Genomic DNA, 13,972 nt, shown 5'->3' on the forward strand with positions numbered 1-13,972 from the left:
AAAGCATAGCAATCACCTCACGGTTTGCCGGGTTTTTCCCCTTGCGTTCGTCCGCTTTCCCAACCGCCGCCCAGGGCCAGGAACAGGTCGATCTGGCTCATGGCAACCTGGGTGTTGGCCGCCGCCAGTTGCGCACGCATATCGGTGTAGGTGCGCGTGGCTTGCAGGTCGGCCAGGAAGGATTCGCGGCCGGCCTGGAAGAAGCGATGGGTCTGGCCGGCGGCTTCTCGCGCCGACTGTTCGGCGTCGGCCAGGGCGTCGCGGCGTTGCAACACGGCGGTGTATTGGGCCAGGCCGGTCTGGGTTTCGCGGATGGCGTTGAGCACCACGCCGTCGAAGTGGGCCAGGGCACCCTGGGTCGCGGCTTCAGCTTCATGCACGCGGGCGCGAGCGCCGTTGGTCGGTACAGTCCAGCTGATCATCGGGCCAAAGCCCCAGCGGTTGGTGGCAGGCGTGCCGAGGTTCTCCAACAAGCCGACGGTGCCGACCGTGGCGCCGATGCTGATATCCGGGTACAACGCGCCGGTCGCCACGCCAATACGCGCCGTGGCGGCGGCCAGCTGGCGTTCGGCCTGGCGCACATCAGGGCGGCGCTTGAGCAGCGTGGCGCCATCGCCTACCGGCAGCAGTTGAGCAATATGTGGCAGCTCGGCACAGGTGCCCGTGCCGGCTGGCAGTTGGTCGACAGGTTTGGCCAGCAACATCGACAGCCGGAACAGCGCCGCCTGACGCGAAGCTTCATAGCGCGGTATGTCGGCGCGCAGGGATTTGTATTGGGTTTGCGAACGAGTCACCTGGGTCTCATCGCCACGCCCGGCATCTCGCAAGCGCTGGGTCAGTTTGGTGCTCTGGGCTTGCAGGTCGAGGGACTCGTTGGCAATCGCCAGTTCTTCGTTGGCCGCGCACACCTGGGTATAGGAGCGCACCACATCGGCCACCAGGGTGATGCGGGCGATATCCGCCGCGGCCTGGGTGGCATCGGCGCTGGCCTGGGCGCTTTCGATGCCGCGCTGCAAGGTGCCGAACAGGTCGAATTGATAGGACGTGGTAATCCCGACGCTACCGATATTGCCTACCGGGACTTTGTCCGGCAGCAAGAAGGCCTCGCCAGACTCCTGTAAACGCTGGGCCTCGGCCTTGACGCCGGCACTCCAGCCGCCAGCGGATTCGGCCTGCTGCACCTGATAACGCGAGCGCTGCAGGTTGGCGGCGGCCACGCGCAGGTCGGTGTTGGAGGCCATGGCCTGGCGTACCAGTTCGTCCAGGCGCGGGTCTTTGTACAGCTTCCACCAATCCGCCGGCACCGGTGCCGACACCACGTTTTTGCCTTCACCCATGATCGGCCCTTGCAGGTCGCCACGGTTGACTGCGGCCTGTTCCGGCAGTTTGTAATCCGGGCCTACAACTTGGCAGGCCGACAGCAACAACCCCAGGGAAGCGGTTGCCAGAAGCCGCTTCATGGTTTGTCCCCGTCTTTAACTTTGTCGTCAATGATCGACACCGTCGCCGTGCGCCCGGCGATCATGCGAAAGTCCGCCGGCACGTCATCGAAGGCAATGCGCACCGGGATCCGCTGGGCCAGGCGCACCCAGCTGAAAGCAGGGTTGACGTTGGGCAACAGGTTGGAGCCGCTGCTGCGGTCGCGGTCTTCGATACCGGCGACGATGCTCTGCACGTGGCCATGCAGGCGCGCGTTGTCGCCGATCACACGGATATCCACGCCCATGCCGACGTGGATACCGTCGAGTTTGGTCTCTTCGAAATAGCCGTCGATGTGGAAGGAGTTGCTGTCTACCACCGACAGCACCGGGCGCCCGGCGGTGACGAACTCCTGGGTACGCGGTGCGCGGTCGTTGACGTAGCCGTCCACAGGGCTGCGGATCACCGAGCGGTCGAGGTTGAGTTGGGCGGAGTCCACCGTCACTTGCGCTTCGGCCAGTGCCGATTGGGCGCGGGCGACGCGGGACTGGCTCTCTTCCAGTTGCTCGCTGGGCACCAGGTTGCCCAGGCCACGGTTACGCTTGTACTCGCGCTGGGCCTGGGCCAGGGTTTCCTGGCGGTCGGCCACGGCGGCCTGGGCTTGGCGTAGGGCCAGCTTGAAGCGGTCCTGGTCGACGGCGAAGAGCACCTGGCCCTTGGTCACCAACTGGTTGTCGCGCACGTCAACGCGCTGGATCAGCCCGGAAACGTCCGGGGCGATCTGCACGATGTCGGCACGGATGTGGCCGTCACGGGTCCAGGGCGCAAACATGTAGTACATGACCATGCGCCACACAACGACGACCGCGAAACTCACGATCAACAACGTCAGGACGACACGGCCGATAGTCAAAAAAGGTTTTTTCATGTCATCAAATATCGACTGAGTGAGTCCACCGCGCCCAGCAACAGCGCGTAGAGCCCCACATTGAACAATGCCCGGTGCCAGACCAGGCGATAGAAGTGCATGCGCGTCAACAGCCCGTGCACCACCAGAAACAACACATAAGTAATGCCCATCAGTACCAGCAGCGTAGGCAGGAACACCCCACTGATATCCAGGTCACCGATCATAAAGGCGCTCCATCAGGTAACGGCGCTTCCATCTCTGTACCGCCAATGAACTCCACACCGGGCAACAGCGCCAGACGCAGGCCGGCCAAGGCGTGCAGCAGATGCAGGCGCGTGTCGTCTTCGTCTTGCAGGCCCTGGCCATTGAGGGCGCGACGCGTGCGGTCCAGGGTCATCAGCAGACCGCTGGGCGCGGGCAAGCGTTCACCCGCCTTGAGGCAGGCCTTGAAGTAACCGCCCACGCCTTCCACCACCTGGTTGAGCAACACCCGTGGCACACCGAGGATGCGTGGCGAGTAGGCCAGCAGGTCGAGCAGGTTCAGCGCCACGCGCAGGTCGCGCAGAGCGATGCCAGTGTCCTGGCCGGTGAGGGCCAGGCGCGGCAGGTGTTGCATCAGGCGGTCGAGCATTTGTACGGCCATGTGCCGGTGCTCGGCCAGGGTGGCGGGCTCGGTGAGGCTGACGATGTCGCGCCAGCTGAAACGGGTGAGGCGCTTGGCCGCCAATTCAGCGCCGAAGGGTCGGGCGATCAACGTCCACACGAACGCGAACAGCAGGCCCACGGGCCCGGCCAGGTTGACGTTGGCGAAGTTGAGAAAGTCCGCGTCATAGGCGCCCTGGATGCTGATGAACGACGAGGTGTTCACCAGCGTCAGCAACATGCCCAGGTAGAAGCGTGGCTGAACCGTAAGGGTGCCGATGCAGATAAACGGCACGGCGAAGGCCAGCACCAGCATGGGGAAGTCATGCAGGTTGGGCAGCACCAGAAACAGATACAAGCTGGCGAACAGCACCGACATGGCGGTCCAGAAAAAGAACCGGTAGATCTGCGGTGCCGGATCGTCCATCGAGGCGAAAAAGCTGCAGGCGACGGCGGCAAGGATCACCGCGCTGCCGCCGTCGGTCCAGCCCAGCAGAATCCACAGCACCGAGGCGACGATGATCGCGGTCACGGTGGAGAACGCCGAGTAGAACATCAGCCCACGGTCGAGGAACGGCGTGAGCCGTCCCAGGCGCCAGTGGCGGTAGACGGCGCGCCAGGTGTCCTGGCTTTCACACTGGATGGCGGCTTGCAGGCTACGACAGTCTTGCCACAGGTCGACCCATTCGCCCAGGCGGTACAGGGCGTTGGAGAACAGCAACGTATGACGGTCATCCAGCGCTTCGCCCTGGGGTTGAGCGGCGTCGATCTTGTCGCGCAGCACGCGCCAGCTTTCCAGTGGCGCGGCTTCGGTGGTGCTTTGCAGCCAGGCGCTGGCATCTTCCAGCAGCGGCGTGAGCTGATCGAGAAACTCTGGCGCACGGTGCTCAATGGCGTACACCGCATCGTCCAAAGCGTCGATCACTGGCAGCAGGTGAATCATGCGCCCGCGCAGTTCCTTGGTGTTGCGTACCGTCTGCGGGCGTGCGCCTTCGTGGGGCAGCTGGCCGATCATCAATTCAAGGGTGTTGAAGGTGGCGACCATGCCGCCGCGCAGGTTACTGACTTCTTCTGGGTCTACCTGACGGGTGAGGAAGCGCTGGCTATAGACCTGGGCGTCGCTGAACCACTTGGCCACCGAGCCATCGAACACCGGCATCAGGCGCCGAGGCCAGAACATCGCGCCCACCACCGCTGCGACCGCGATGCCGAGGAAGATTTCTTCGGTACGCGCCTCCGCCACATCCCAGACCGCCAAGGGGTTATCCACCACCGGCAAGGCAATCAGCGGCAAGGTGTAGCCGGCCAGCATCAGGGCGTAGTTATTGGCGGTGCGCAGGTGCATGGACAGAAACAGCAAGGTGCCGGTCCACAACGCAATCACCACCACCAGAATGTAGGGTGACTGCACGAACATCGGCACAAACAGCACCGCCGCCGCCGCGCCCATCAAGGTGCCGATGGCGCGGTACAGGGCTTTGGAACTGGTAGGGCCGACAAACGGGCTGGAGACGATATACACCGTGGCCATCGCCCAGTACGGACGCGGCATTTGCATGAGCATGGCGATGTACAGCGCGATCATCGACGCGGCGAAGGTACGCACCCCGTAGAACCAATCGCGGGCAGGCGGGAAGCCGGTAAAAAATCCGTTCAAGGCGACACAGCCTCGGCCGCTTCGAAGGCGCGCAATACACGCAGTGCCGCTTGCAGATCGTCGGGGGCGATATCCGCCAACACGTCCTTGCGCAGGCGCACCAGTTGCGCCTCCACCGCCTGCACCAGCTCACGGCCACGCTCGGTAAGGCTCAAGGCCTTGGCGCGGCGGTCGTGGATGTCTTCGGTGCGGCAGACGTAACCGTCACCGCACAGCCGGTCGAGCAGGCGCACCAGTGATGGGCTTTCCATACCGGAAGCCTGGGCTACTTTGACCTGGTGCACACCGTCGCCCAAGCGACCGATCATCAACAACGGCACGGCGCAGGCTTCGGAGATGCCATAGCTGACCAGCGTGGTCTGGCAGATTTTGCGCCAATTACGGGCGCCCACCACCATGCTGCTGCTGAGGCTCATCTGGAGTTGTTCGAGGGATTGAGGCACTGGATAGTTCGCATACAGTTAGTTTGCTAACTATCAATATGGTCGATGCATGAAGCATCGTCAAGTTTTGAAACAATTTCGCAGATGAGTGGTGGGATGTGGCTTGAGTAAAGCGGGTTTTAGGGTAGGCATCAGCAAATCGCTGATATTCACCATACGACAAACAAAATGTGGGAGCTGGCTTGCCTGCGAAAGCGGTGGTTCAGTTGAATATTCAGTGACTGACACGCCGCCTTCGCGGGCAAGCCCGCTCCCACATTAGGTCAGCGTCAGCATTTTTTGCTCCATCGCCACACGCTCCAGACTTTTAAAATCTCCGACGCACCGATCAATCCAGCCATTGCCAGTACGTTGTAATGCGGGAAAACTCGAGCGCCAATCAACAGGAGCGAAACGGACGGAATAATGTGCACAAGTCGTAAGGGGGTTTGAAAAAAGACAAGCCACCTGACTGATTTTTTCTGAAGAAAAAACATGGCACAGGATGCGAAAATTGAGGCCTGTAAAACCAACCAACGCCCCCATAAACATGACAATTTGCACATCACTGTGCTCTCGCAAAACATCTGAGGCGCTTATCACATCACTCAGATACGGAATTCCTTTTTTTCAGACGCCTCATCTGGCGTGACTGGATGACCTCTTACTCGCCCATCAACCTCAAGCTCTCCTCCTCAATAAACCCAAACACCTCTTCCGCCACACTGTACTGAAACTGCTTACGCCGATGCTTGGAAAGCTTCCCACCGTTATCCAGGCACATCATCACCAGCTTCGACAGATCGCTGCCGCGCACGTCGTAGCGTTGGTTCACCGCTTTGATCACTTGGTCATAACGGTCGAGGAATTCGGTTTCTTCGCGCAGTTCCACTTCCAGTGCGCGGCGGGCCATTTGCAGGGTGAATTCGACGCAGCGGGTCGCATCCCAGTAGCGATAGATCGAGGGGTGGCCGATGAAGTCGAACGCCATGTGGTCGGCGTCCAGCCAGGTGACGTTCCAGAATTCCCGAGTCGGCTGGGAGAAGGTCTTGAGTGCCTCCAGATAGGCTTGTTCCTCGTGCTTCATGGCGACAGAGACCGGTAGCAGCAAGCCATTTTCCAGTGCGCCGTAGTGGCAGAGCGTCTGGTGAATCAGGAAGCGAGACAGGCGCCCATTCCCGTCCATGAACGGGTGCAGGAAGACGAAACCAAAAGCGGTGACCGCGGCCGCCACTAAAGGATCGACGTCTCGCACGGGCTGGTTGGCGAAGGCCATCAGCTCTTCCATCAATTCCTGGCAAAGCGCGGGAGCTGGCGGCACGTAGCTCACACCGGCTGCGCCGCGTAGCCCGTTGTGCAGATGGTTCTGTTCGTGGCGAAACGCGACGGCTTTGTCAAACGGATTGGAGATGGTGCTGTTTTGCAGCTCGACCAAGTAGTCCTCGGTGAGCAACCGGCCTTCGTGGGCCTGGCGCAGGAGTTGGACGAAGCGGCGGGATTTTTCTTCGCTGGGTTGTTCTTTTTCGATGGCAAATGAGTCGCGGGTTTCGTGCAGGTATGCCCACTGGATGGCGCGGTCCATCATTTCCGGAGGGAGGGTGGCCATGAAGGATTTGGCACGAGCCAATACATCAAGCGCCAACAACGCTTCCAGCTCAGGCGTTCGCTCTACGGTGGCGCAATAATGCAAAGAGCCCAAACCGTTGAAATCCACTCGCCAACGACTGTTGCGAATGCTCGGGCCGGTTACATAGCGCTGGGGATCGAACAAGGGAACAACGCGACCACGAACAGGAAGGGTGTGATCCAGCATTTTCCCGGTAAAGCCTTCCCACAGAAAACAGGCTTTTCGGATAAACGCACCGTTAGGCGAGTCGGCCAGCGCGTCCAAAAACGGTTCTGGGCCGAGCTGTTCAAACACCTGGGCAAGTATCGCCAGGTTTACGCCTTCATGCTTAAGCGCAAATAACACATGCTCAAACAGCGCATGTTGGGCGGGCGCCACCGAATGGGGAACTGCCAGGCAGTCGCCGATCAAGGTAATCCTGGTCACCGGCTTGATCATCGCAGTCCTCAAGGGTGCGATAACCTTTAGATCCAGCGCCTCACACAGATGAGCGTATCCGACTGTTGGCATGGCGATGCTTTCCAGAAAAAATTCACTTAGGCGATTAAAGCCCAGTTTTTTTTACCGCTCACCATTTTTTTTTACATACTCGCCCTTATTTGGATATTTTTTTACACCCCTCGTCCACCCCGCAACATCAGATTCAACTCATCCACCACCACCGCCCAATCCGCATCATCCAGAATCTCTTCACGCAAAAATGCCTTCTGGGCGTCGCTCCAAAAAAACGCATCCGCCAGTTTCAACTCCGGCTTGAGCGGCGAATGAGAGGCGACAAATTGCTCGATACTGACCGGGTCGTGCGGCAAGCCAAGCTGTTTGAACAAAGCCGGTAGGCTGTGCACTGGCGATTCCATGGAGGGTTCCTCATAAGTAGGTTGAAGTGAGTCTAGCGGCAGCCTTCAGGTTGCGGCGCCGGTGCGTTGCATAGCACGAACAACCGCGCCCTGGCGCCACCGCCGTCCTGGCGACTGAGTTCGTGCCAACTGGTGGGCAGCGGCGCGAATTCATCCGGGGCTTCGTTGCTGCTGATCAACCATACCCGTCGCGTTTGAGCAGGCAGTGCTGAGAGGCGGTCCAGATAGATGCGGCCACCGTCCTGGTCCACCAGTGTGCCGAAACCATAGGCGTTCGGGCGAGTGGCAGTCCCGTCGGGTTTGGGGGGGGTGTAGAGCTGAAGTTGCGCGTCGGTCTGGTCGTAATACACGTAGCTGAGGTACCACATCATGTCGCTGAGGACGATGCGGTCGCCTTCCTGGTAGTTGCGATTGACGAACTCCACCGGCACGTTGAACTGGTCGTGTTCATCCACCTCGAAGTTGTTTTTTAACCCCAGCAGTTCTACGCCAACAAACAGTGCGAACAACGCCACGCCCAGCCAGGACAAACGGGACGGCAAACGGTCGATGGCAAGCGCCAGGACTATCGGCAGGCCTAACGCATACACCGTGAGGTAGCGCTCGATAAACACGGGCGAGATAAAGGACACGCCATAGACCAGCAGCAGCGGTAGTAGGCAAAACAGTGCCGGTAGGCGCGCCGCGTTATTGCGCCAGGCCGTCGATACAACCACCACGGCCAGCAGCAGGGGTAACAGCCAGAACAGCGGCGGCCACAGGCCGAGACCGTCATCCTGCAACAGGAACTGCCAGACCATCGACGGTAGCGACAGCAGATTGACCGGCTCTTCCCAACCAATGTCGCCGCCGACTTTGAGCTGTTCGACGTGCTGCACCAGGTCCAGCAGGTTGGGCAGCCAGGGTAGATACAGCAACACTATCGCCACGTTGGCGACCCACCAGGCAGGTCGCGTGATCAAGCGCTGACCCGGCGCCTGCAACCCCAGGTACGCCCAATGCACCAGCACGCACAGCGCAGTGAAGTAGTGGGTATAGAAGCCGGCGCTCATCAGCAGCACATACACAGCCAAATAGCGCGCGCGTTCGGGCTGCCTCACCCAGTACACCAGCGCCAGCGTGGCGCCCAGTAGCCACACGCCGAGCAGCGAATACATACGCACTTCCTGGCTGTAGCGCACCGCAGTGGGCAGTAGAACCAGCAGGATCCCCGCCAGCACGGCTGCGCGTCGGGTGGACAGTTGCCGTGTCAGCCAGATGCCCAGGCCCACGACGGCCACGCCGGGGATCGCACTCAGGCTGCGAATTGAGCCGATGCTGTCGCCGAACACCTCGATCCAACCGCGCAGCAGCAAGAAGTACAGCGGCGGGTGCACATCATGGGCCGCGTGAAACCACAGGTCGGCCAGGGCGTATTCGCTGAGCAACAGGCTGGAGCCTTCGTCGCCCCAGATCGCCGCCGAGGTGAGGTGGTAAAACCGCAGGGCCATGGCCAGCGCCAGGATCGGTACCCACCATAAACGGCTGAGCCAGCCGGCGCCCTCCCAGCTCAAGCGATGAAAGGCAGGCAATGCCTCGACTTTTTCGTGTTGCTCTACCACAGACCGACGCATATCGACTCCGCTACTACTGCCCTCTTACAGGACAAACACTGCGCATGCGCAAACACCGCCACTCTAGGCCAAAAGCCCTGGCCTCGCTGCTGGAATCGGACAAATCAGCAATTTGTGTAGGCCTTCACCGAAGCACTCGCCGGATCAGGCTATTATTGCCCCTTCTCCAAGGACTCAGGATCAAGGAAACGTTATGCGCATCGGTTTGTTGTCACCTCTGGCCCTGGCCCTGCTGGCCGGTTTTTCCCTACCGGCCCAGGCCAGTTCTGACGACTCGTGCTACCCCGACTGGCGGGTATCGCGTGACAGCTACGAGCCTTGCAGCAACCAGCCCTTTCTCAGCCCGGGCAACGACAGCCGAGTGAACCTGCGCCTGTTGCTGGCCGACAAGAAAGCAGCGCCCCTGGCCCCCAATGCCTTGGGCGAAGACGATTTGGCGCAAGGGTTCGGCCCGGTGCCGTTTCCGGTGTACCGCCTGGTGCCGGCTCCGGCCACGAATGAGGAGCCTGACAACAAGGCTGACGATTCACGCACAGCCGAACTCGACACTTTGCTCCAGCCCCTGGGTATCAAGCGCGAGGAGTACAAGACCGCAGGCCAGGCCTTCCTGAATGGCGAAGGCAGCCGTTGCCGCAGCAATGACGATGACAGCGCCACGGCGTTTATCAGCCAGGTGATCAAGGCCCAGATGCCGCCCGCCGAGCGCGATGTGTTGGTCAAAGCACGCCTGCAATTACTGAGCACCTGTGACTGGAGCCGCCAGGTCGTGGACGCGCAGTTGACCCCCTCGGCCAACGCCCAGTTGTTTCGCACCTACTTGCAGGCCGCCGGCGATTTCTACAGCGGGCGCTTCGATTACGCCGAGCGCGGGTTCGCCGCCGCCGCCACCAGCGATGTGCCATGGCTGAAGGAAACGGCGCTGTACATGACTGCGCGTACGTCGCTGAATCAGGCCCAGGCCGAAGCCTTCGACGAATACGGCATGCCGCAACGCGAGCATGTGGATAAGTCGGCCCTGAGCGATGCCGAGCAAGGCTTTCTCGGTTACCTGAAAACTTACCCACAGGGCGATTACGTCGCCTCCGCCCGTGGGCTCTTGCGCCGTGTGCACTGGCTGGCGAACGACGATGCCAAGCTTGCCGAAGACTTCACCTGGCAATTCACCGAGGCCACCGACGCCCAGCGCAATGTGAGCGTGGACGAACTGGTGGAAGAGGCCGACCTCAAGTTACTGATGGTCGGCAACAAAGCCGCGAACAGCCCGATGCTGCAAGTGGTCAGCGACCTGATGGCGATGCGGGCCCACACCCCGCCGCTGTTGAGCCGCGAAGACCTGGATAAGCAAAAGAGCACCTTCGCCACTGAGCCCGCGCTGTTTGACTTCCTGCAAGCCAGCTATGCCCTGTACGTCGAGCACCAACCCGACACGGCCTTGAAGCACCTGCCTGCGGATGTGCCATCGAGCCTGGATTACTTCGCCTTCAGCCAACAGACCCTGCGCGCCCTCGCCCTGGAGGCCAAGCAGGACTGGAAAGGCGCCGAAGCCCTGTGGCTGCAACTGCTGCCGCTGGCCAAGCAACCGCTGCAACGTGACCAGCTGGAGCTGGCATTGGCCATGAACTACGAGCGCAGCGGCCAACTGGCCAAGGTGTTCGCCGCCGACTCACCGATCAGCGCCAAGCAAGTGCGCTACATCCTGCTGCGCAACGTCGCCGGCCCCGACCTGCTACGCCAGCAGATCGCCAACGCCAGCGACCCGATCGAGCGTCAGAGCGCGCAATTCGTGCTCCTCTACAAAGACCTGCTGCGCGGCCAGTACGCCAACTTCGCCGATGACCTCAAGCAGGCCTCGCTCTCTGACGACAAACTCGGCACCAGCCTGGGCTACACCTATACCAGCGGCCAGACCTTGAAGCTGTTCCAATGGAACGGCGACAAGGCCGAATCTGGGTACGCGTGCCCAAGCATCGCGCAAACCGCGGCGACCCTGCAGAACGAGGCCAAAAACCCGCACGCGTTGAACTGCTTCGGTGAATTCATCCTGCGCAACGGCCTGGACGGCATGCCGTTGGAACAACCCCGCGCCGCCGGCAGCCTGGGCAGCACCGCCTCGCAGTTCAAGGGGGAAACCTTCTCGCGTCTGGACGGCTACAAGCAGGTCATCGCCAACGCCAAGGCGCCGAAAACCGACAAGGCGTATGCGCTGTTTCGCGCCATCAACTGCTACGCGCCAGCCGGCTATAACAGTTGCGGTGGTGAAGACGTTGCGCCAGCGGTGCGCAAAGCCTGGTTCCGCCAACTCAAGACCGGTTTTGCCGACACCCAGTGGGGCAAATCGCTGCAGTACTACTGGTGAAGTCGCTGTGGCTGGGCTTGCTGTTGCTGGCAAGCCCGGCTTTTGGTGCCGTCGACGCCCGCGACTATGACGCCTTCTGGCTGTGGAGTGGCGTCGAGCCTCAGCCGGTGATCAAGCAGGCAAAAACCCTGTACATCCTGCAAGGCCAGATCAACTCCACCCGCCGCGCGCCCCAGCGCGGCGTGCAATTGATCGCCCAGGGCATCAGTGTGCCCCGCATTACCCAAGGCGAAATCTGGGTGGTCTATCGCGCCCACACCTTGCACTGGCCGGAACAGGTCTACACCCAAGTGCTCGGCCAGGTGCAACGCTGGCGCGACACGGGTAACCCAGTGATCGGTATCCAGATCGACTTCGATGCTCGCACCCAATACCTGCACGAATACGCCGATTTTCTGCGCGACCTGCGCCAGCGCCTGCCTGCCGACCTGCGGTTGAGCATCACCGGCCTGATGGACTGGAGCAGCAACGCCGACCCGGCCGCCATCGCCCAGCTCAAGGGCGTGGTGGATGAAGTGGTGGTGCAGACCTATCAAGGGCGTCACAGCATCCCGGATTTCGCGGCGTATTTGCCGCGGATGAATCGGCTGGGGGTGCCGTTCAAGATTGGCTTGATTCAGGGCGGAGAGTGGCAAGAGCCGGGGTATCTGCGGGGCAATGAGTGGTTTCGGGGGTATGTGGTGTTTTTGCAGAATCTTTGAAGTTTGGTAACACCTGTAGGAGCGAGCTTGCTCGCGAAAAACGTCAACGACAACGCGTGTTTCCTGATTGAACGCGGCGCCTGTGAGTTTTTCGCGAGCAAGCTCGCTCCTACAAAAAGCCTTGGCATCGAGCCGATTTTTTGCAGGTAGCCCTAGAGACTTGGATGATATAAGTTACCTCTACTGTTTTAAAGAGTGATATATCATGCAAGAAACAGCGAAGCCCTACCCCCACAAAGGGTACATCTCAGAGAGAAGCGCTGAACTGATGAGAGGTATCGGCAACGGTATCGAAATAGCCCGCATTCGTCGTCGGTTGAAAATCTCCACCATATGCAGCCGGGCGGGCATTACACGGCAGACGTATCAGCGGCTGAGACAGGGCGAGGCCGGCGTATCCCTCGGCGTGCTGATGAACGTGCTGAGCGCGATGGACTTGGAAGAAAGCATGGCGAGCATCGCGTCACCAGAGCTTGACCAGGTTGGGATTACCATGAGCCTCGCCCGTGAGCCTGAGCGAATTCGCACTGAAGGAGAACACGATGTCCTGGAAGCCGATTGGTAATGCCTTTGTTTTTTCAGCTCACTTAGTCGGTGACCCGGTCCCTGTTGGCGAAGTGGCCATGCATGGGAATGGATTCGTTTTTCGCTACGCCAACAGTTGGCTCGCACGGCCCGACGCATTTGCGATTGACCCGCTGAGTTTGCCACTGACCCCTAACCAGTATTCCTCGACGCGCATGTTTGGTGTGCTCGACGATGCAACGCCCGATAATTGGGGTCGGCGTGTTCTGCTGGCGACCCACAAACAGCATCCACAAAACGAAGTTGAATGGCTGCTTGCCTCGCGGGGAGCAGGAGTGGGTTGCCTGCTGTTCAGTGCGTCAAGAAGTCAGCTGCCAACCCTGCACCAACCCCCGCAATTTGAAGACCTTGAGAAAATCATGGTGGGCCTTGATCGAGTCGAGAAGGGTGACGTCGACCTGCCTGCGGAAATCGCACGGTTATTCGAGTTTGGGAGTTCCATGGGCGGCGCCAGGCCGAAGGTCACCGTGACCCATGAAGGCAAGGAATGGATAGCTAAACTCGGCCGTAGCGACGATGTGTTCGACCAGCCACGGGCGGAATTCGCCAGCCTTCAAATGGCGGATGCAGCAGGTCTACCCGCAGCCAAGCACAAGTTGGTAGAGGTCGCCGGCAAACCGGTGTTGATGGTCGAGCGTTTTGACCGACATGAAGCCGCTGGTCGCGAGCACTATGTCAGCTGCAACTCTCTGGTAAGCACTGAGAAGCCGAGAATGCGGGTTGATGCGGCTGACGGTGCCGTTTCCTACTCCAGGATCGCCGACGTATTGAAGAAGGTCAGCGACGATGCCACCTTTGACATGCGTGAGCTTTACAAGCGTATGGCTTTCAATGTGCTCATCGGCAATAGCGACGACCACCTGAAACAAACCGGGCTACTGCTGACCAGCGCCTCGGGCTATTCCCTTGCGCCAGTATTTGACGTGTTGCCCCACCCTACCCAACTAGGCTTGCAGGCGCTCATCATCGGCAATGAAGGCCGGTTATCGTCTGTCAGTAATTTGCTGAGTACGCCTGAACGCTTTGGGTTGGGGGCCGATGAAGCAAGGTCCATCGTCACGGATATGTATGCCGTCGTGCGAGAAGCCTCCGGTTTTTTCGAAGCAGCAGGCTGCAGCGGTGCCGAGGTGCGCATGCTTTCCAATGTGTGTACACGATTTGCAGCGGACCTGGTGTAGGGCGG

13 protein-coding genes are annotated in these 13,972 nt (G+C 60.4%); 4 read left to right on the plus strand and 9 right to left on the minus strand.

Annotated features, from left to right (window positions below):
* Nucleotides 1-17: 17 nt before the first annotated feature.
* The 9 genes from FXO12_RS17505 to FXO12_RS17545 all read right to left on the minus strand — a co-directional run bounded on the left by FXO12_RS17505 (nt 18) and on the right by FXO12_RS17545 (nt 9,147).
* Nucleotides 18-1,460, minus strand: coding sequence for an efflux transporter outer membrane subunit (locus FXO12_RS17505; RefSeq protein ID WP_057977820.1), 1,443 nt, complete (start codon nt 1,458-1,460; stop codon nt 18-20).
* Nucleotides 1,457-2,347, minus strand: a complete 891-nt coding sequence (locus FXO12_RS17510; protein ID WP_032878498.1) for an efflux RND transporter periplasmic adaptor subunit — start codon at nt 2,345-2,347, stop codon at nt 1,457-1,459. The genes FXO12_RS17505 and FXO12_RS17510 overlap by 4 nt, the downstream gene beginning before the upstream one ends.
* Nucleotides 2,344-2,553, minus strand: a complete 210-nt coding sequence (locus FXO12_RS17515) for a DUF1656 domain-containing protein (protein WP_003187469.1) — start codon at nt 2,551-2,553, stop codon at nt 2,344-2,346. The genes FXO12_RS17510 and FXO12_RS17515 overlap by 4 nt, the downstream gene beginning before the upstream one ends.
* Nucleotides 2,550-4,628 (minus strand): FUSC family protein, encoded by a 2,079-nt coding sequence (locus FXO12_RS17520; protein WP_057977818.1) that lies wholly within the window; start codon nt 4,626-4,628, stop codon nt 2,550-2,552. Before FXO12_RS17520 ends, FXO12_RS17515 begins: the two co-directional genes overlap by 4 nt.
* Nucleotides 4,625-5,044, minus strand: a complete 420-nt coding sequence (locus FXO12_RS17525; RefSeq protein ID WP_034125424.1) for a MarR family winged helix-turn-helix transcriptional regulator — start codon at nt 5,042-5,044, stop codon at nt 4,625-4,627. The genes FXO12_RS17520 and FXO12_RS17525 overlap by 4 nt, the downstream gene beginning before the upstream one ends.
* A 285-nt stretch (nt 5,045-5,329) precedes the next feature.
* Nucleotides 5,330-5,614, minus strand: a complete 285-nt coding sequence (locus FXO12_RS17530; RefSeq protein ID WP_125919887.1) for a hypothetical protein — start codon at nt 5,612-5,614, stop codon at nt 5,330-5,332.
* Nucleotides 5,615-5,714: 100 nt separating this feature from the next.
* Complete coding sequence (locus FXO12_RS17535) at nt 5,715-7,187, minus strand: Fic family protein (protein WP_057977815.1); 1,473 nt, start codon at nt 7,185-7,187, stop codon at nt 5,715-5,717.
* Between the two features lie 101 nt (nt 7,188-7,288).
* The gene (locus FXO12_RS17540; RefSeq protein ID WP_057977813.1) at nt 7,289-7,534 is read right to left on the minus strand and encodes a DUF2789 domain-containing protein; all 246 of its coding nucleotides are present in this window, start codon (nt 7,532-7,534) and stop codon (nt 7,289-7,291) included.
* A gap of 32 nt (nt 7,535-7,566) precedes the next feature.
* Entirely contained in the window at nt 7,567-9,147 is a 1,581-nt protein-coding gene (locus tag FXO12_RS17545; protein ID WP_057977812.1) for a glycosyltransferase family 39 protein, read from the minus strand.
* A gap of 193 nt (nt 9,148-9,340) precedes the next feature.
* On the opposite strand from FXO12_RS17545, the gene FXO12_RS17550 reads away from it, so the two are divergent.
* The 4 genes from FXO12_RS17550 to FXO12_RS17565 all read left to right on the plus strand — a co-directional run bounded on the left by FXO12_RS17550 (nt 9,341) and on the right by FXO12_RS17565 (nt 13,967).
* Complete coding sequence (locus tag FXO12_RS17550) at nt 9,341-11,503, plus strand: hypothetical protein (RefSeq protein ID WP_057977810.1); 2,163 nt, start codon at nt 9,341-9,343, stop codon at nt 11,501-11,503.
* Nucleotides 11,500-12,204 (plus strand): DUF3142 domain-containing protein, encoded by a 705-nt coding sequence (locus FXO12_RS17555; protein WP_057977808.1) that lies wholly within the window; start codon nt 11,500-11,502, stop codon nt 12,202-12,204. The genes FXO12_RS17550 and FXO12_RS17555 overlap by 4 nt, the downstream gene beginning before the upstream one ends.
* Before the next feature lie 205 nt (nt 12,205-12,409).
* Nucleotides 12,410-12,769 carry a helix-turn-helix transcriptional regulator gene (locus FXO12_RS17560; protein WP_047712283.1) on the plus strand — a complete coding sequence of 120 codons (360 nt, stop codon included), beginning with the start codon at nt 12,410-12,412 and terminating at the stop codon, nt 12,767-12,769.
* Nucleotides 12,711-13,967 (plus strand): type II toxin-antitoxin system HipA family toxin, encoded by a 1,257-nt coding sequence (locus FXO12_RS17565; protein ID WP_230182965.1) that lies wholly within the window; start codon nt 12,711-12,713, stop codon nt 13,965-13,967. The genes FXO12_RS17560 and FXO12_RS17565 overlap by 59 nt, the downstream gene beginning before the upstream one ends.
* Nucleotides 13,968-13,972 lie beyond the last annotated feature (5 nt).

The organism is Pseudomonas sp. J380 (assembly GCF_009827115.1).
Lineage (GTDB): Bacteria > Pseudomonadota > Gammaproteobacteria > Pseudomonadales > Pseudomonadaceae > Aquipseudomonas > Aquipseudomonas paracarnis.

Coding starts and splice junctions, on each gene's coding strand:
- FXO12_RS17505 (WP_057977820.1), bottom strand. CDS start 1,460: ATGAAGCGGCTTCTGGCAACCGCTTCCCTGGGGTTGTTGCTGTCGGCC.
- FXO12_RS17510 (WP_032878498.1), bottom strand. CDS start 2,347: ATGAAAAAACCTTTTTTGACTATCGGCCGTGTCGTCCTGACGTTGTTG.
- FXO12_RS17515 (WP_003187469.1), bottom strand. CDS start 2,553: ATGATCGGTGACCTGGATATCAGTGGGGTGTTCCTGCCTACGCTGCTG.
- FXO12_RS17525 (WP_034125424.1), bottom strand. CDS start 5,044: ATGAGCCTCAGCAGCAGCATGGTGGTGGGCGCCCGTAATTGGCGCAAA.
- FXO12_RS17535 (WP_057977815.1), bottom strand. CDS start 7,187: ATGCCAACAGTCGGATACGCTCATCTGTGTGAGGCGCTGGATCTAAAG.
- FXO12_RS17540 (WP_057977813.1), bottom strand. CDS start 7,534: ATGGAATCGCCAGTGCACAGCCTACCGGCTTTGTTCAAACAGCTTGGC.
- FXO12_RS17545 (WP_057977812.1), bottom strand. CDS start 9,147: ATGCGTCGGTCTGTGGTAGAGCAACACGAAAAAGTCGAGGCATTGCCT.
- FXO12_RS17550 (WP_057977810.1), top strand. CDS start 9,341: ATGCGCATCGGTTTGTTGTCACCTCTGGCCCTGGCCCTGCTGGCCGGT.
- FXO12_RS17560 (WP_047712283.1), top strand. CDS start 12,410: ATGCAAGAAACAGCGAAGCCCTACCCCCACAAAGGGTACATCTCAGAG.